Below are 18,369 nucleotides of genomic sequence, written 5' to 3'. Positions count from 1 at the left end.
GTTCGGAAGGGGTTCGGCATGAACATGGCGGCTGCGGAGGAGGGGCCGGCGGATCGTCCGCCGGAACCGCTGCTCCCGGAACAGGATCCGTTCTATCGGGCGCCGCGGAATATGGCGCGCTCCGCGCCCGGGACCGTATTGCGGTCGCGGCCGGTGGAACTCGGGCTGCTGGGGCTGATCCGGCAGCGGGTGGACGCCCGGCAGCTGCTGTATCGGAGCACCGATATGCGCGGTCGGGCGGAGGCGACGGTCACGACCGTGCTCCTGCCCTGGGGCGCGGATCCGGGGCTGCCGCGGCCGATCGTGTCGTTCCAGTGCGCGATCGACGCGGTCGCCTCGAACTGCCTGCCCTCGTACGCTTTCCGCCAGGGTGCGCGGGCGCTCGGCTCGGTGCCGCAGTTGGAGCTGCTGCTCATCGAGCATGCGCTGACCCGGGGCTGGGCGGTCTCGGTGCCCGATCACGTGGGCACCGCGGGGCATTTCGGCTCGCCGCGGGAGCCCGGCTACCGCACGCTGGACGGCCTGCGCGCGACCCTGGACCTGCTGGGCCGCCCGTGCGATACGCCGGTGGCATTGTGGGGATACTCCGGTGGCGGCCTGGCCACGGTGTGGGCCGCGGAATGCGCGGCGACCTACGCCCCCGAGCTGAATATTCTCGCGGCCGTGGTCGGTTCGCCGGTGGGTGATCTGGAGTCGACCTTCTTCCGCCTCAACGGTTCCAGCTTCGGCGGCCTGGCCACCCTGTGCCTGGCGGGGCTGCGGCGCGCGTATCCGGATCTGGATCGCAGTCTGCGCGCGCACCTGGATGCGGCCTCACTGGCCCTGCTGGATCGTGCGGAGACCTCGACGACGATGCCATTGTTGCTGCGCGGCGCGGGTTCTCGCCTCGACGATACGGACGGCACGGCCCTCGCGATCCTGCGCACGGCGCCCGAGGTGCGGGCCGTGCTGACGGACATCCAGCCGGGCGACCATCCACCGGCCTTCCCGGTGCTGGCCGTGCAGGGAGTGCACGATCTGATCATCCCGGTCGGCAATGTGGATCGGCTGATCGACCGCTACCGCGCCGCGGGCACCCCTGTCCGTTATATCCGGGATCTGATCGGTGGCCATATCTCCCTGGCGGTGCTGGCCGCGCCGCTACTGGAGAACTGGCTGGGGGACCGCTTCGCCGATCGCCCACTGCCGCCGGACACCACGGAAACCGTGCTGTCCCTGGCGCTGTCGATGTCCGCCGTGCGTGGCTATCTGGCGCTGGGCCGGGTGCTGGTACGGGCGATCGCGGGCCTGCCCGTCCAGGAACGCACCGGCAAGCCGAAAAATACCTGGAACAGCGAAGATCGGGAACCCACCGCTCGAATTGTCTGACGCCCGAATCGCGGACGCTCGTCACCCCGTGCCGAGCGTCCGCGACAGCCGTATCGGATCAGCGCGGCGCCATGCGGATCGCGCCGTCGAGGCGGATGGTCTCGCCATTGAGCATCGGGTTCTCCACGATGTGCCGCACCAGCGCCGCGTATTCGGACGGGTCGCCGAGCCGGGACGGGTGCGGGACCTGCGCGCCCAGCGCCTGGATGGCGGCGTCCGGGAGGGTCGCGAACAGCGGCGTGTGGAACAGGCCGGGCGCGATGGTCACCACGCGGATCTTGTACGAGGCCAGGTCGCGCGCGACCGGCAGCGTCAGGCCGACGATGCCGCCCTTCGAGGCCGAGTAGGCGGCCTGCCCGATCTGTCCGTCGTAGGCCGCGACCGACGCGGTGTTCACGATGACACCGCGCTCGCCGTCCGCCTCCTCGGTGGCCGAGATGCGTTCCGCGGCCAGGCGGATGACATTGAATGTTCCGATCAGGTTAACGTTAATGATCTTGGTGAAGGACTCCAGCGGGAACGCGCCCTGCTTGCCGACGGTCTTGATGGCATTGCCGATTCCGGCGCAGTTCACCGTGATTCGCAGCGTGCCGAGTGCCTGGGCGGCGTCGAGCGCGGCCGTCACGTCGGCCTCGCTGGTCACGTCGCCGGGCGAGAACGCCACGCGCTCACCGAGTTCCTCGGCCACCGCCTTGCCCTGCGATGAGGGAAGGTCGAGGATAACGACCTTCGCGCCCGCCGAGTGCAGCTCCCGCACGGTGGCCAGGCCGAGGCCCGAGGCGCCGCCGGTCACGACCGCGGCGATGTCAGCTGTCTTCACAAAACCTCCAATAGAACGTGTTCTAGTTAATGTAGATTCTCATACGTCCGGGCGGAAGAGGGACCCCTCGGCGTGGCGTGCAACCCCGCGCCGACCGGCTGGTATCGCGTACGCGCGCGGATTCTCAGGTGTGTCGCGCGGCGCGTCGAGTCGTTGGAATCCCGCCGATGGGAGAGAATTTTCGATCGGGACCGTCCGGACTGCGACGCGCTCGGCGACGCGGTGACGGCGGGCTGCTGTTCCGAACACCGACGACAACACCGTCCGCCACGAACCGACCGCCGAGAGGGTCTGACGATGCAGAGCGACGTGCCCGGCGCCGCGAATGCCACGGCAATGTTGAAGTCGTACAAAAAAGTGTCGCGCTGGTACCCGGCGCTGGAGCCCGCGGGCGATGCCGGACCCGCGCAGGCGCTGGGCGACACCGTGTTCGACGCGGACGGCGGCCGGTCGGGTTATCCCCATTACATTCCCGAGGAAGAGCTCGAGCCCGAGCTCGACATCCCGCCGGTACCCGATGCGGTGCTGCGGCGCGGTCATTTCAATGGCGCCTGGTCGGATTGGATGTCCGATCGCGAGTCCGCCTCCTACGCACCGGGACCGGGTTATCGCGACGCCACGGTGGTGGAGTTCCCGTGCGAGAGCGACGAAACCGGGGCCGACGTCGAAGCCGAACAACTTGTTGTAACGCACAATCGGCCGGCCGAGTCGCGCGATCGAACGGCCGAGCCGCGCAAACGACCGGCCGAGCGGCGCAAACGGCCCGCGGCGGACCGGGATCGGCCTGCGGCGGACCGGGATCGGCCTGCCGAGCAGCGTAATCGGCCAGCCGACCAGGCCGATCGGCCCACCGACCGGGCCTCGGAGCTGCTGGACGCGGTCACCGACAGCGAGTCGGCGCCGCACGACCGGTCCACGGCCAAAAGACTTTTCGCCATGGCCTTCCTGATCATTGCCATCCTTTTGCTAGCGGTCGCCGGCGGGGTTGCTCTGTATGTGCTCAACAACCACGGCGGCACAGCGCAATCCACCGGCACACTCGAGGGGCATGCCGGTTCCGGTCCGAGCTATCGCCTGGCGGCGTACAACGAAATGACGGCCACCGTGGCGATCGGCGACCATATCCCCGCCGCGGGCAGCCCGGCGGGATAAGAGGGAGAGCTGAGACGATGGATCAGGACTGGAGCCGCTGGCTCGACGAGGTGCCCGAGGAGGGCGAATCGCCGAGCCGTGCCGCGCGTTCCAAGGCTCCGGTGGTGCGGTTCCGCAAACGCCGCGGCGAGTCCGGTGAGGCCGGCCCCGCGCAGCGTCCGATCATGGTGGTGGGTGGTTGCGGCGGCGCCGGAACCACGACGACGGCTCTGGGCATCGCGGGTGAGATCGGAGCGGCCGGCGCGCAAACCGTTGCCGTTGACGCCACTTTCGCGGGCAGTGACCTGGCATTACGCGGCGCCGATGAACATCTGAGCCCGATCAGCCTGCAGGCCTGGCTCTATGGCCGCGGTGACGGTGAGCCCGCACCGCTCAAGGAATGCCTGTCGCAGGCAACCTCCGGAATCGGCTTGCTGTGGCGCGATCCCGCGCCGCTGCGCCGCCGGGCCACGTATCTGACGGTGGCGCGTGGCGTCACCGATGCCGGGTATACCCCCGTTTACGACGGCGGCAATCCCATTGCCAGCCGCCACCTGCGCCCTTTGCTCGAGGACGGGGATATCGCTCTGGTGCTTGCCATTCCGGCCCGCGCCGATGCGGCGAACCGCTTGCGGGTGACCCTGGAGTGGCTCGATGATCAGTTCGGCGCGCCGGGCGAGGGACAGGGCGGCGGCATCGTAGGTGACACGACAATTGTCGTGTCACATCAGTTGCCGGGCACCGATTCTCGGATCGCTGATCATTTGCGGGAGCATATGGACGGCTGGGTCCGGGAAATCAATGAGATACCCTATGATCCGCACCTCGCTCGGGGAGAACTGGTGCGGCACAGCAACCTGGCCGCCGAGACACGCCGGGCATATCGCCGCCTGCTTGCTGGAGTGGCATCATGACCGCAGCCATGAAGGAACGCCGAACCCCGTCCGAAGCCGCCCTGGCGGCCGGTGTGGTGCCGCCGCCGGAAACCCGTCGAGCACCCATCTGGGACCGCCCCGTACCCGGCGGCGGACGCGCACCACTGGTGTGGCTGCTCGGCGTGCACGGCGGGACCGGAGTCAGCACGCTCGCACATGTGCTCGCGCCCACCGCCGATTCGTATCGCCGCTGGCCCGGCGTCTTCGATCGGGAATCCCCGTTCGTGGTGCTGGTGGCCCGCGAGACGATCGCGGGACTCACCCGCGCCCATGACCTCCTGCGTCAGCATCACGCCGGTCTGGCAGGACCGTGCGAGGTGCTGGGGCTGATCACGGTGGCGGCGCGTCCCGGCCGGATTCCGGCCGAGATCCGCCGCTACCGCGATGTCGTCGGTTCGCTGGCGGGCCAGGTGTGGCAGGTCCCGTGGCACGAGGAGTGGACGCTGGTCGAACCCGACCAGCTGCCGGTGTGGTCGCCGGGTGATCCGGTGCCGCAACAGCGCAAACGCAAATCCGATCCGCTGGAAGAGATCACGGCCGACGTCCGGGAACTGGGCGTCGGCATCGTGGCGGCGGTCCAGGACGCCCTGGACGCGGCCCGCGACGAGGACGACCGTGCGGACCTGGAGGAGTGATCACATGGTGTCTCGTGGAATGCTTTGTGCGCGAACGTATTCCCCGGTTCACTCCGTGCTGGCCGGAGAACCCGGGCAGGCGGAACCGCTAGGACCTTCGATCGAAGGGTCGGCCGGGACCGGTTGGACGGCAGGATCGGTGATCGGCGAGATTGTTACTAGCAGTTCGCTTTTGGAGAAGGACAGACAATGAGCATGATCCTCGCCGTACACGACGCGTACAGCCAGATCCTCGCCCAGGTCGGTAATCCGACCCCCGAGGCGCCACCCGCGTCGGACAAGCTACTCAAGCTGGTTCGTTACTTCACTTGGTTCGTTCTGTTGTCGGGAGTTCTGGGCATTACCTACGCGGGCGGCCGCTTCGCGTGGGAGAAGTGGACGGGAGGCGGTTTGGAGTCGCCGAAGATGGTGGCGGGAGCCATGATCGGTGGAATCATCGCGACCAGTGCGGGCACGATCATGAACGCAGTGATCGGCTGATGTCCGCCGCCCTGGCACAGGCCACCGTGCTGGCCTACAAGCAGATGCCGGCCGATGTGCTCCGGCCGCTCATGCAGCTGATCGACTGGCTGCTGTGGTGCGTACTGCTGTTCTGCCTGGCTTGGATGATCCTGGCCGCGGGCAGACTCTGGTACGCGTTCCGCGATGACCTGGCGGCCAACGACGCGACGCACGGGGTGGTGATGAGTCTGGTGGGCGCGATCATGGCGTCCTCGGCCAGCGGCATCGCACTGGCCCTGCTGCCCGCATAAGGGCGTGTGGTAACTGAATTGTCCAATGGCACACACACTTCGGAGGCGAACGCATGAGCGAGAAGGAGCCGTCCGAGCGCGGCGGCGTCTCGTTCGGTGTCATCGCCTCGGCGGCCGTCGTGGCATTGATCGTCGTCGTCGGCGCCGTGGTGTACTTCGGGCGCGACAGCTCGCATTCCTCCCCGTCGGCCGCGAAAGGCGATGGGGCGCCCTCGACTTCGGTGAACGCCAACGCCACCGGCTTCGCCGCACCCGAGGTCGATCTGTTCGGCCGCCGGGTCGACATCCCCAACAACCCCGCGGGACAACCACTGCCGCAGGACCCGACCAAGCAGAAGAAGTCCACCGACAACGATTGGCTGACGGCCGCCCCGGCCGGCACCGCCGATCCGCACGGCTGGCAGCGGGTGTTCGGCGCATCGGTCCCCTTCTCCACCTCCGACGGCCCCGCACGCTTGGAAGACGGTCTGGCCGTCGGCTATTCGCACACGCCCCAGGGCGCGGCGATCGCGGCAGCCCAGATCACCTATCGGCTCAACGCCCGACCGGCCGACCGCGAACTGTATGTGCGGCAGGTGCGGGTCTCGGCGCAGGAGGTCAGCCTCTACGACCAGGCGCTGGCGGATCAACGGCTGCCGAAACAGCAGCCCGAGAAGGTGACCCGGTACCTGGTGGCGCCGGACGCCTTCCAGATCGAGAACTATGCCGATGACATGGCGATCGTGCGGCTCGCCGCACGCGGACCCATTGTCGACAACAGGCAACTGTGGGCAGCCGTCCGGCTGATCATGGTGTGGGACGCCGGCGATTGGCGGCTCAAGCCGTCGGAATCGAAGGTGCCGCAGACGGATTACGTGGATTCGCTTGCGGGGTGGACGAAATGGTGACCATCGCGATCTCGTCCACCGCAACATCTGAAGAACGTGGCATTGCGACCCATCGAAAGGTGGACCACATGCTGAGGCGCAATCATCTGCTGCGACGTATCCTCACGATCTTCGCGGTCGTGTTCACCGTCATGATCGCTACACCGACGGTGGCATACGGGCAGACCTACGGTTTCGACCAGGCGTGCAACGAATTACACGACTCGCTCGACGGTCTCGGCATACCGGGCGTCTCGCTCGGCGACGCCGCCTCCGCCGCGTGCAAGGCCGGCAATGTGGCCACCCACCCGGGTGACGCCGCCGCCGCCGTACGCGACAAGGCGTGGGACTCCACCTTCGGCAAGGTCGTCGACTCCCTCATGAACGGCCTCGGCGAGGCCCTGATCCTGGCGCTCACCTTCTGGATGAAGGTGCCCAACGAACGGGTCAGCGACGCCGGAGCGCTGTTCACGAAGATCAACGACTATACGTATCAAGCGCAGATACTCCTGTTAATGGTCTCGGTGATCCTCTCCGGCATGAGACTCGCGCAAGCGCGCCGGGGAGCCGCGGTCAGTGAGGCCGTGGAGTCGTTCCACATGTTCGCGAGAGTGATCTTCAGTTCCTGGATGCTGGGTGCGGTGATCGTGGCCGGGACCCAGGCCTCGGACAAGTTCTCCGAATGGATCATCAGCGACTCCACCCACGGCGACGCCAAGAACATCGCCGAACTGATGGTGAAAACCTCCAAGCTGCAGGCGTTCTCGCCGGGCCTGGTGCTGATCATCACCATCGTCGGCCTGCTCGGGGCGCTCGCGCAGATCGTGCTGGCCATCGTGCGGCAGGGCTTGCTCGTGGTGGCTGCGGGCGTGCTGCCGCTGGCCGCGGCCGCTTCCGGCACCAATACCGGTAAGCAGTCGTATCCCAAACTGCTCGGCTGGATCATCGCCTTCATGCTGTGGAAACCCGTGGCCGCCATCGTCTACATGATCGCGTTCGTGACCGCGGGCAACACCGACGATCTGACCTCCAGCGCGACACTGCCGGACGCGGATCAGGCGCAGCGCATGCTGGTCGCGCTGGTGCTGTTGTGCAGCACGGCCTTCGTGCTGCCGGCGCTCATGCGACTGGTCACCCCGGCAATCGCCATCGTCGGCAGTGGTGGTTCCGGTCTGGCCGCGACCACCGGCACCCTGGTCGGTATCGCGGCCCTGGGTGCGGTCGGTTCCCGTGCGGTGGTTCCGCGGGCCGCGGCGGCAGCGCCCGGCTTCGTCGGACCCGGCGGTCGCGGCGGTCGCCGCCCACCCGGCGGCGCCGGCGGACCCGGTGGCGGTGGAGGTGGTGGCCGTCCGGTGCCGCCGCCGCGTCCCGGCGGTGGAGGCGGCGCGCCCGCTGCCGCGAGTCCTGCGGGCGGAGGCGGTTCCGGCGCAGTACCGTCAGGCGCGTCCCGAGTCGCGAATCGAGTCGCCCAGGTGCGGGCCGCGACAGCCGGGCTGAGCAAGGCCGACGACGCCATGGGCGACGTGGCCGGTGATCGCTGGACCAACCGTTCACCCGACCTGGGCAGGAGCACCATCCCGCGATGACCGTGACCGACACCTACGAGCGCCGCTCGTACGGACTGTGGAACAAGCCCCGCAGCGCAGGACTTTTCGGCCTGCGCTGGGGTGAGACCGTGGTCGGATTCGCGGTGGTGATCACCGCGCTGCTGACGGCGCTCATCGCCGGGCCGATGCCCGCCCTGTTCGTCGCCGGTATCGGTCTGGTCGTGATGGTTCCACTGGTGTGGCGGACGGGGGGCCGCTCCGGCTACGAGAACGGATTGATGATGTTCCATTGGTTGCGCGGCCGCAGCAAGGGCGAGCACGTGTACCGGGGTGGCCGGTTCTCCCGGGTACCCGGTGGCGTCACCCGGCTGCCCGGGCTGATGGCGCCCTCGCGGCTGTACGAGGGCATCGATGCCGGTGGATACACCTTCGGCATGATCCACCTACCCCAATTCGGCCAGTACACAGTGGTTCTGCGTGCCTGGCCGCAGGGGCACGAGGCCGTCGACCAGCCGGTCATCGACCGGTGGGTGGCGGCCTGGGGCACCTTCCTGGCCTCGCTCGGGCAGACCTCCGACATCGTCGCCGTGGTGCCGGTCATCGACACCGTGCCCGAGACCGGAAACCGTTTGCTCACCGAGGTTTCCACCATCACCCGGCCCGAAGCGCCCGACCTGGCGCAGCAGGTGATGTACGAGCTGGCGACCGAACTGCCGCAGGAACGCGTGCAGTTGCTGCCGCGCGTGGCCATCACCTTCAAGGCCACCACCGCCGAACGCCGCAAGAACCCCGCGGAGGAAGCGGTCGAGATCGGGCGTCGCCTGCCGGGCATCTGTGCGGCCCTGGCGGAGGCCGGCGTTCGCGCGCAGCCCATGTCGGCCGATGAGGTCATCTCCTTCATCCGGCGCAGCTACGACCCGGCCGCGCAGGCGGATCTGGAAGTGGCGTCGGGCGAACCCGGTGGGCACGGCCTGGATTGGGCCGACGCCGGACCGGTCTCGCACGAAGAACGCTGGGACCACTTCATTCACGACGGCGGCCGCTCGGTCACCTGGGAGATGGACACCGCCCCCGAGGGCGCGGTGGACGAACGCGTGCTGCAGCGACTGCTCGCGCCGAATCCCGAAGTGCCGCGCAAGCGCATCGCCATCGTGTACCGGCCGCACTCGGCCGGTGACGCCGCCCAGATCGTGGACGACGACTACAAGAACGCGCTGGTCGCCCAGCAGAGTGAACGCGGCGTCGTCTCCGCGTCCGCCACGCTGCGGGTGGGCGCCACCCAGCAGGCGCGTGAAGAGCAGGCCCGGGGTCACGGTGTGACCCGCTTCGGGGCGCTGGTGACCATCACCGAGCCCCTGCGCGGCGATCTGCCGCGCATCGAAGCCATCACCCGCGACCTGTCCACCCAGGCGCGACTCAAGATCCGGCGGTGTTACCGCTACCAGGCGGCGGCCTTCGCGGCCTCGCTCGGCTGCGGGGTGATCCTGCCGGAGCACGCCACCATTCCGAAAGCACTCGCGGGGTGATCGTCCATGGCTCGTGACTTCGAACCACCAGTGCGCGAACGGGATTCAGCGCCCCCGGCCACGCGTCGCGGCAGCCGCCGCGACGCCGCCCCGGAGGCGCCCGCCCACCGCACCCCCGACCCGGACCCGGTCCAGCCCCCGGCCTCCCGGGTCGTCCGCGACGAGCACCGCCCCCGCCGCGGCACCCTCCCCGACCGCCGCATGCTCCGCCGCGACCCCCCGATCGACTACGCCGCGGACGTCGAAGCCCAAGAACGCGCCGCCCGCGCCGAAACCGCGGCCACCCCGGCCACCCCGGATTCTCCCGCGCACCCCGGCCTCGACCCGGCCACCGCGGGATACGCCGCTGCCGCCACCGAATACGCCGCTGCCGCAACTGAATACGACGCGGGGGCCTCGGGATACACCGTGGGAGCCACGGGATACGACGCGGGAACCACCGAATACGACGCGGAGGCCACGGGATACGACGTGGGAGCCTCGGGATACGCCGTGGGCAGGTCCCGCACCGCTCCGCCCACCACCGGGGTCGACGCGTCGGGCCGCTTCGGCGCGACCGGCGCCCGCGAGGTCCCTGCGCTCGAACCCGAACCGGTCATCGAGCGCCGCAACTCTTCTCGCGCCGGCGGCAGCGCTTCCAGTGCAGACGCCGCCGGCGCCGGCAGCGCCGACCAGTCCAACGGCGAGGCGGCCCCTGCGTCTGTCACGCCCGATGCCGAGGCCGCCGAGCGATCACGCCGCGGCACCGCCCCTCGGCCCGCCGACGAGTCCGCCACCGATCCGCGGAATCACCCCGCGCCGGATGATGCTGCGCCACAGTCCGATTCGGCCTCCGCACGCCGCGAGGCCTTCATCGCCGAACGCGCCCGGAAGGTCGCCCGGCGATCCACCGAATCAGAGGCGCGCCGCCCATCCGCCGCCCGGCAAACCACCGACGAGGCGCCCCCCGCCGCCCGCGGCGAACGGACCCGCAACATCCCGGACGCCGATCCGGCATCCGCACACCGAGATCCGGCCGCCCCGCGCTCCGGTCGCGCAACGTCCGGCCCCGCCGGCGCGTCCCGCTCTCGCACCCCCCGCCCGCCGGCCGACGAAGCGACCATCGCCGCCCGCCCCGGCGCCCCGGCCCCCCACCGCACCGCCGCCGAGATGGCCGAGGACGCCCGCAAGCGCGGTGCCGCCCTGGACGATTCGGAAGCCGCGGTCCGCGAGGCCTACATTGCCGAACGCGCCCGGAAAACCGCCGCCAAGCGCCGCGCCGAACCCGAAGCGCACCTCGACCACTCCGACCCGGCCGCAGCCACTCCCACCCGCGCCGCCCGAGGCGCCGACGAGGCTGTCGAGCCTTACACCGCTGCGGACTCCGGCGTGGCGTCGTCGGCGCCGGCTGCGAATCCTGTTGCGGCCGCACCGAGCAGGCGCGCTGTTCGAAGTTCCGAAGCGCCGGACGTCGATTCGACCGAGGCCGCTGCGAGTTTCGAAGCCGCGAGCTATGCGGAAGCGGCGCAGCGCGAGGCATACATTGCCGCACGCGGCGGTAAGTCGGCGCGGCCTCGGCCCGAATCCGATGCGCACGGTGCGCAGCCCGAGCAGGATCCGGCTGGGGTCTCATCGAGCGCGCCTGCCGGTCGAAGTGCCGAAACACCGGAAGCCGATTCCACCCCCGCCGCGACCTCGCAAGCTGTAACAGCTGCGGAAGTGGCGTCCGGTGAGGCGCACACCGCGGAGCGAGCGGGCGAATCCGCCGTGCGGTCGGTGGAGTCCGCCTCGGGCCGAGCACAATCCGAGCCGGGTGCCGAAGCGGGTGGGCGTTCCGCGCGGGGTGCCGGTGTGGCGGAGGCCGATTCGGCTCTTGCGGCCGCAGCGTCCGGCGCGGTGGTATCCGAGAATGCGGTGCAGCGGTCGGGTGGGCAGGGCATGCTCGAGTTGGAGGCCGGGGCGAGTAGTGCCGCGGCGGCTGACGGTGAGGGTGCCCGTCTGATGCTCGAGTCCGCTGCGGGCGGGGCAATTGCGCCGGCTGATGGTGCGATCGCGGAAGCTGTTGCGGGGCAAGTAGTCGGTGCTGATGCGGCTGCCGAGTACGGGGTTGCGGGCGAATCCGCATCGAGTGCCGATGCGCTGCAGGCAGCTCTGTCGTGGGATCTCAGCGAGCGACCGGACGAGGTGGCCCGCGGCGAGGCTCGCAATGGCGGTGCGGCGGAGGTGCGGCGGGAACGGCCGCCGGGTTCGGAGAACCGCAAGCAGGCGCGGCGCGCCGGGCCCGGCGGTGAACGGCCGCGCGGGCCGGAACGGGGCGAAGGGGATCCAATGGACCGAGAACGCACGCGCAGCGCAGCAGAGAGCGGCGAGCGCGGTACTCCTGGCAGGGAATTGGCGCGTCTCGGCGAGGTCGCGGGCGAACCGCTGATCGAGCCCGCGCCATCCGAGGAGCGCCGTCGTGGCGGCCGGATCGCCGGGGTCTTCGGACGCGGTCGGCGCGCCGCCGAGGCGGACGCCGATCGCGAAAACCGCAGTGCGGGTGCCGGCCTCGACGGCGAGCGGCGCGGTGGCGGCGAGGCCGCCGGGCGCAAGCGCCGGAATGCCGAGGCCGAGCGCGGAAGCACGCGCCGGCCCGCGGATACCGATCCGGCCCGCGCGCATCATGGCGCTGACGGGATCGTCGCCCGAGAGCCGCGGGGCGCCGATGCGGAGCGCGGACGTGCGCGGCGGTCGCCACAGGCCGATCCGAGGCTCGGACAGCGTGCCGCCGAGGACATCCTCGCGCGTGAACAGCGCGCTGCGGCAGGCGATCTCGGCGAAGACTACCGCGGCACCGGTGGCGATCTCGCCCGTGCGCGTCGCGAGGGCGCGGAGGATCTCGCTCGCGTGCGTCGAGGCGAAGGGGAGGGCGGCCGTGTGCGCCGCGGACCCGGCAGCGGACCCGGCCACGAACGTCGCGGTGCAGAGGGAGAATCCGGGCGCGAGCGGCGCAGCGCAGAGGGAGAACTCGGCCACGAACGTCGCGGTGCAGAGGGAGAATCCGGGCGCGAGCGGCGCAGTATCGACGGTGATGTCGTACGTGAACATCGCGGTGCAGCCGGCGATCTCGCCCGTGAGCGGCATAACGCTGACGAGGTCCTCGCGCGTGAGCGGCGTGGAGTCGAGGGACCGCTCGCGCCTGACGGCCGGGGTGCTGACGGGGAACTCCCGCGTGGGCGTCGCGGTGCGGAGGGGCGGCGTGAACTGCCCGCTGCCGAGGGCGATCTCGGCCAGGCGCGCCTCGGGACCGACGGCGAGCCGATTCGTGAACATCGCGGAAGTGATGGGGAGGTCCGCCGGGAGCGGCGTGCGCCGGGCGAGGAACCCGTGCGTGAGCGGCGTGAAGGGGACAAGGCGCGGCGGGCGTCGTATGCCGAGGGTGAGGAGCCTCGGCGGGAGCGCCGTCCGAGTGGCGCGGCGCGAGATGGGCAGCGGGCCAAGGGATCCGAGGGGCGTGGCCGGAGTGAGGCCGAGCGGCTGAATGCCGGCGCGCGCGGTTCGGGGTCCGGTCGCAGCCGACGCAGGGCGGAAGGTGAACCGGGGGAGCGGGTTCGGAGCCGGTCCGTGCGCGAGGGGCGCGATGAGGTGCAGGCCCGGGGCGGGAAACGCGGCGGGACGCGGGACAAGGTTGCTGACCGCGAGGCTTCGAAGAAGGCCGCGGCGCGACGGCAGGCCGCGCGGAAGAAGCAGTCCGGGCCGAAGCTGCTGGATGACGCGGCGCGGGCCCGGTTCGAGGTAACCGCTCGCGAGGGAAACGGCCTGCGCGCGGCGTGGGCCACCTTCCGGCTGCATACCGATGATCTGCGGCGCCGGAACTTCGCGGCGCGTACGGAGCGGATGGAGTACGGCAGCTTCGACGAATTCGACCGCACCACAGCACAACTCACCGATCGCGGCTACATCGGCGCGGGCGGCGGCCGGATGAACGTGGTGGGGCGGCCCGTCGAGTATCGCGCTACTACGGCGCAGGTGGCGGGGCTGTGGCCGTGGTCGGTCGGCGCGGGCGCGCCGCTCATCGGTACGCCGCTCGGCTCGCATCTGCACACGGGTGCGCCGGTCTGCTTCGACCCGATGAACTGGTTCATGCGCGGCAGCTTCATCACCGCGCCGAGCCTTTTCGTGCTGGGCCTCAATGGTTTCGGTAAGTCCTCGCTGGTGCGCCGCATAGTCCTCGGCGGCGTCGCACAGGGGATCACGCCGCTGATCCTCGCCGACGTCAAGCCGGACTACCGCAAGCTGGTGGAGCTGGTCGGCGGTCAGGTCATCGACCTGGGTTACGGCCACGGCAAATTGAATCCGCTCGCCGCCGGCGTGCTCGGTTCCATCGTGCCGCTGCTCGACGATATGCCCGAACTACAGGTCCAGGTGGTCCAGGAACTGCGCGCCCGCCAGGTCACCCTGGTGGCCGGCCTGGTGGAACTCGTGCGCGGCGCCCGCGTCCGCGACTTCGAGGAAACCCTCATCGCCACCGGCCTGCGCATCCTCTACCGCGAGGGCAGCGGCTTCACCCCGGATCACCCGCCGATCCTGGAGGATCTGCTCACCATCGTGGTCGCGGGCGGCGACGAACTGCAACTCGACGCCGGCGCCGACAATCCGGACGAATTCCAGAACGCCATCAAGGGTCTGCGCCGTTCACTGCGCGCCCTCACCCAGGGCCCGTTCGGTGCGGTCTTCAACGGCCACACCACCACTCCCATCGATACCGCCGCCACCGCGGTGTGCATCGACGTTTCACATATCCCGCAGGGTGATAAGAAGCTGAAGGCCGCCGTCATGCTGGCCTGCTGGGCCGACGGTTTCGCCTCGGTGGAGGCCGCGCACGTGCTGGCGGACGCGAATCTCGGCCCGCAGCGCTACTTCCAGGTGGTCATGGACGAGTTGTGGCAGGTCCTCGGCCTGGGCGACTTCATGGTCGACCGCGTGGACGAGCTCACCCGTTTGCAACGCGGCATCGCCACCTCGCTGATCATGATCAGTCACACCATCAAGGACCTGCAGTCGCTCGGCTCCGAGGCGGCCATCGCCAAGGCGCTCGGCTTCCTGGAACGCGCCCGCGCCAAGATCTTCGGCGCGCTGCCGGCCGAGGAGATCCAGCGCCTCGATTCCACGATCCCGTTCACCTCCGCGGAGGAGGAGATGGTGACCAGTTGGTCCGCACCGCAGGCCCTCACCGGTGAGGCACTCAAACCCGGACAACAGCGCCCGCCCGCGCCGGGAACCGGTAAGTTCCTGCTGAAGATCGGTGAGGACCGGCGCCCGGGAATCCCGTTCCATATGGAGTTCACTCCTTCGGAGAAGGAGAGCGGAATCCACGACACCAACCAGCGTTTCAGCGAATTCACCGAGACCACGGCCCGCCGCGGCACGGACGAGGGGAGCGCCGCATGATGCCGCATCGGTCGTACCGCAGAGTCTCGCCGGAGGTCCGGCAGGCGGCGGTGGAACAGGTCATCTCGCTGACCGCGAAAATGCGCTCGGAATCCGAGGCCTGCCGTGTGGTCGCCGATCAGATTGGCGTGCACACCAATTCGGTGCGCAACTGGGTCCGCGCCGCGGAAAGCCCGGGCCTGGAACGCATGGACGCCATCGCCCTGCGGCGCAAGGTGGCGCTGCTGCAGCAGCAGCTGGCCGCCGCCGCCGAAATGAACCGCAGCCTGGTGGAGACTCTCAACGACGCCAAGCGCGCCACATGAGGCCGGGTCACGAAACCGACCACACCGAACACGCCGGTCCGGGAAAACCGCTGGCATTGCCCCGATACCGGCCGCAGCGACTAGCCTGGAGGGGTGGTCCCGGGCTGCGCCGCCGGCGCGGACCGCACGGTACGGCTCCGGCGGTGAAACCTGCGATCCAGGTGGTGATGCTGGTGGTGAGCGTCGCGATGCTGGCCACCGCATGCGGCGGTAGCAGTGGCGGCGGCTCGAATCCGGATGCCGGTCAGCCGCCCACCTCCACCACGCGCTTGCTGGAGAATGCCCCGGCCCCGGATCCCAGCACCCCCGACGGTGTCGCGGTCGCGGCGCTGGGCGCGATCTACACCTGGTACCCGGCCACCGAGAATCAGGGCGCCTCGCTGGCGCGCGCCCGGAAATGGCTGGGTCCCACCCTCATCCGTACACTGGATACACCACCCAGCGTCACGGAGACACCGAGACCGACAGTGCAATGGGCCGATTGGGGTAAGGCGAACGCGCACGTGGAGGCATTCGCGTTCGCATCCGGCGAGAAGGCGCCCGGCTCGGACGCGAATCGGCAACAGTACAAGATCGGTATCGAGCAGACGGTCGTATACCCGGACGGCAAACGTGCAACGCTGCCGCCGACCACGGTCGTAGCCACTGTCGTGCACGTCAACGGCAGCTGGCTGCTGGACGAATTCCGTTGAGCGGCAACGACACACAGGTCATCCCAGGAGGCTAGAGATGGCGAAGAAACCCCCGGTGAAGGACCCGGCCGATCCGGGTCCGGACACCACCCTGCACCTCATCTACGTGGCTTTCGCGTTCTTCGGAACACTGTGGGTCTCAGTCCAACTGGGTAATCTGCTGTCCTCCCCGCGACAGACGCTGCCGATCAACCCGATCGCCATCAGCATCAATATGGCGAAGGGGAACCTGCACTGGCCGGCCGCGTCCACCTTCATCGTGATCGTCATCGTGCTCGCGGGCGTCGCGTGGGTGGTGGTCCGCCGCGAGCTGAAGAAGCGCGCGGGCAAGGGCCGACTAGCCGTGGACGACAAGGCCGACTACATGGGCAGCGGCGGCGCCATCAAGCGCCTCACCGAGGATGGCGCCCGCGAGAAGGCCACCCAGATCGGCATGCAGCTGGGCCGCGAGGATATGCCCGGCGTGCCCATCGGCGTCTCGGTGGCGGACGGCAATATGCTCTACGGCTCCTATGAGGATCTGCAGGTCGACATTTGGGGACCCCGCCAGGGCAAGACCACTTCACGCGTGATTCCGGCGATCCTGTCCGCCATCGGCCCGGTGCTGGCCACCTCGAACAAGCGCGACGTCGTCGATGCCACCCGCGATGTCCGTGAGCAGAAAGGCAGTCGCACCTTCGTCTTCGATCCGCAGGGCGTCGCCGGTGAGGCGCCGACCTGGTATTGGGATCCGCTGGATTGGGTGAACCCGCGCCGCGAAGGCTACGACGCGCGCGCCGCCAGCCTGGCCGGGCATTTCGCCGACGGTATGGACGGCAATGCGAGCGGCGGTTCCACCGACTCGTACTTCGAACAGGAGGCCGAGGATCTGCTGGCCGCCCTGTTCCTGGCCGCCGCGGTCGGCAACTTCCCGATCACCCAGGTCTGGGACTGGGTCACCAACCCGCTCGACACCGAACCGGTCGAAATCCTGCGCCGCGCCGAGGATGTCCCGAGCGAACTGCGCGGCGGCTACCACTTCGTCGCCTCCGGGCTCGCGCAGCAGTACAACGTCGATCCGCGTACGGTCAGTGGCATTTTCGGCACCGCCAAGAAGATGATCCGCTGCCTCAAGCTCACCACCGTGCATCCCTGGGTCACCCCGCCGCGCACCGGTGAGAGCGGCCGCGTGCAGTTCGACGAGCTGGACTTCATCGAGCGCAACGGCACCCTGTACCTGCTGTCGCTGGAAGGCCGCGGCTCGGCGGGCCCGCTGGTGAGCGCCTTCATCGAAGCGGTCATCGATGTCTCGATCCGCAAGGCGTCGCAGTCGCCCAAGGGCCGGCTGCCCATTCCGTTGCTCGCCGTGCTCGACGAGGCGGCGAACGTGGTGCGCTGGAAGGATCTGCCGAAGCATTACAGCCACTTCGGATCTCGCGGCATCGTCGTCATGACCGTGCTGCAATCCTGGACCCAAGGCGCCCGCTGCTGGGGCGTGGACGGTATGGAAGCCCTGTGGGCGGCAGCGAATATCAAGGTGCTGGGCAGCGGCGTGGACGATATGAAGTTCCTGCAGGACCGCTCCGAAGCCATCGGCGAATACGACTCGATCTCGCAGTCGGTATCGGAATCCAAGGGCGGCAAGAGCTATTCGCGTTCGCTCGGTTCCTCGAAGACGTTCAGCGTGAACGCGCTCGCCTCGCTGCCTCGTGGCCGCGCGATCGTGTTCTCCTCCGCCACCCCGCCGGTGCTGATCCGCACCGTACCGTGGTGGGAGGGCGAATACGCTGCGGCAGTGGAGAGGTCGATCAACGCGCACGATCCGGCGCCGTACAAGCGGACCGAGATGAGTGATCTCGTCAACGAGCGCATCACGTTCGACAAGCCGTCCGGCACATATAACGACGCTGGAACAATCGAGGAGGTCCGGCCGCTGTGAGTGAGCAGCAGCAACAACCGATGGTCTACACCAGCGTGGTGGAGTTCGTGGAGAACTACCTGAGCCTGGTGTACCGGCGTCAGGTGACCGATATCAGCGACACCGTGTGGTGCCCGGAATGGTGGAAGCACGCGGAGGCCGTGGCCCGGCTGGATGCCATGTGGCGGGCGTGGGAACACTACCGCCACGACGGCAAAACCGGTCTGAGCGTATGGTTCCTGGATCACGCGGACCCGCACATGGCGAAGCTGTTCGACCCCAAGGGTCCGTTCAAGTACTGCAGTGTCCGCAACGGGCACAAGGACATGCTGACGCCGTTACCGCTGAAGTCACCGCAGCACGGACTGTTCAGTGATCCCTACGGGGATCCGGCCGGAGAATTCCGGAGCTGAAACGCGAGGCTCCCGGGCTGTGGCGGACCGTAAATCGGTTGCGATCCGCCACAATCCGGGAGACGCTGTGCGT

Annotated in this window: 15 protein-coding genes; 14 read left to right on the top strand and 1 reads right to left on the bottom strand. The window is 69.2% G+C overall.

The window, feature by feature from the left end; translation table 11 throughout:
- Window positions 1–18 precede the first annotated feature (18 nt).
- Window positions 19–1,368 (top strand): lipase family protein, encoded by a 1,350-nt coding sequence (locus ACIP5Y_RS30375; protein ID WP_400355211.1) that lies wholly within the window; start codon window positions 19–21, stop codon window positions 1,366–1,368.
- Window positions 1,369–1,426: 58 nt separating this feature from the next.
- On the opposite strand, the gene ACIP5Y_RS30370 is transcribed toward ACIP5Y_RS30375, so the two are convergent.
- Window positions 1,427–2,188, bottom strand: a complete 762-nt coding sequence (locus ACIP5Y_RS30370; protein ID WP_400355209.1) for a 3-hydroxyacyl-CoA dehydrogenase — start codon at window positions 2,186–2,188, stop codon at window positions 1,427–1,429.
- A 297-nt stretch (window positions 2,189–2,485) separates the two neighbouring features.
- On the opposite strand from ACIP5Y_RS30370, the gene ACIP5Y_RS30365 reads away from it, so the two are divergent.
- From ACIP5Y_RS30365 to ACIP5Y_RS30305, 13 genes are all read left to right on the top strand, one after another.
- Window positions 2,486–3,340, top strand: coding sequence for a hypothetical protein (locus ACIP5Y_RS30365; protein ID WP_400355207.1), 855 nt, complete (start codon window positions 2,486–2,488; stop codon window positions 3,338–3,340).
- 17 nt (window positions 3,341–3,357) lie between these two features.
- Window positions 3,358–4,233 (top strand): MinD/ParA family protein, encoded by an 876-nt coding sequence (locus tag ACIP5Y_RS30360; RefSeq protein ID WP_400355205.1) that lies wholly within the window; start codon window positions 3,358–3,360, stop codon window positions 4,231–4,233.
- Complete coding sequence (locus ACIP5Y_RS30355) at window positions 4,230–4,889, top strand: hypothetical protein (RefSeq protein WP_400355203.1); 660 nt, start codon at window positions 4,230–4,232, stop codon at window positions 4,887–4,889. Before ACIP5Y_RS30360 ends, ACIP5Y_RS30355 begins: the two co-directional genes overlap by 4 nt.
- 189 nt (window positions 4,890–5,078) lie before the next feature.
- On the top strand, window positions 5,079–5,369 hold the full coding sequence (locus ACIP5Y_RS30350; RefSeq protein WP_397001356.1) for a hypothetical protein: 291 nt from the start codon (window positions 5,079–5,081) through the stop codon (window positions 5,367–5,369).
- A complete protein-coding gene (locus tag ACIP5Y_RS30345) occupies window positions 5,369–5,641 on the top strand; it encodes a hypothetical protein (RefSeq protein WP_397001358.1) in 273 nt (90 codons plus the stop codon). Before ACIP5Y_RS30350 ends, ACIP5Y_RS30345 begins: the two co-directional genes overlap by 1 nt.
- Window positions 5,642–5,694: 53 nt before the next feature.
- Window positions 5,695–6,528: a hypothetical protein gene (locus ACIP5Y_RS30340; protein ID WP_400355202.1), complete on the top strand. Its 834-nt coding sequence runs from the start codon at window positions 5,695–5,697 to the stop codon at window positions 6,526–6,528.
- Between the two features lie 68 nt (window positions 6,529–6,596).
- Entirely contained in the window at window positions 6,597–8,093 is a 1,497-nt protein-coding gene (locus ACIP5Y_RS30335; protein WP_400355200.1) for a hypothetical protein, read from the top strand.
- Window positions 8,090–9,580 (top strand): SCO6880 family protein, encoded by a 1,491-nt coding sequence (locus ACIP5Y_RS30330; protein WP_397001364.1) that lies wholly within the window; start codon window positions 8,090–8,092, stop codon window positions 9,578–9,580. The genes ACIP5Y_RS30335 and ACIP5Y_RS30330 overlap by 4 nt, the downstream gene beginning before the upstream one ends.
- 6 nt (window positions 9,581–9,586) lie before the next feature.
- Window positions 9,587–14,989 (top strand): hypothetical protein, encoded by a 5,403-nt coding sequence (locus ACIP5Y_RS30325; RefSeq protein WP_400355198.1) that lies wholly within the window; start codon window positions 9,587–9,589, stop codon window positions 14,987–14,989.
- Window positions 14,986–15,294, top strand: a complete 309-nt coding sequence (locus tag ACIP5Y_RS30320) for a transposase (RefSeq protein WP_397001368.1) — start codon at window positions 14,986–14,988, stop codon at window positions 15,292–15,294. The genes ACIP5Y_RS30325 and ACIP5Y_RS30320 overlap by 4 nt, the downstream gene beginning before the upstream one ends.
- A 143-nt stretch (window positions 15,295–15,437) precedes the next feature.
- On the top strand, window positions 15,438–15,986 hold the full coding sequence (locus ACIP5Y_RS30315) for a hypothetical protein (protein WP_400355196.1): 549 nt from the start codon (window positions 15,438–15,440) through the stop codon (window positions 15,984–15,986).
- 37 nt (window positions 15,987–16,023) lie between these two features.
- Complete coding sequence (locus tag ACIP5Y_RS30310) at window positions 16,024–17,904, top strand: type IV secretory system conjugative DNA transfer family protein (protein ID WP_400355194.1); 1,881 nt, start codon at window positions 16,024–16,026, stop codon at window positions 17,902–17,904.
- Entirely contained in the window at window positions 17,901–18,296 is a 396-nt protein-coding gene (locus ACIP5Y_RS30305; RefSeq protein WP_397001374.1) for a DUF4913 domain-containing protein, read from the top strand. The genes ACIP5Y_RS30310 and ACIP5Y_RS30305 overlap by 4 nt, the downstream gene beginning before the upstream one ends.
- Window positions 18,297–18,369 lie beyond the last annotated feature (73 nt).

Source organism: Nocardia sp. NPDC088792, from assembly GCF_044750615.1.
Classification (GTDB): Bacteria; Actinomycetota; Actinomycetes; order Mycobacteriales; family Mycobacteriaceae; genus Nocardia.
This window is presented reverse-complemented; position numbering and strand designations above follow the sequence as displayed.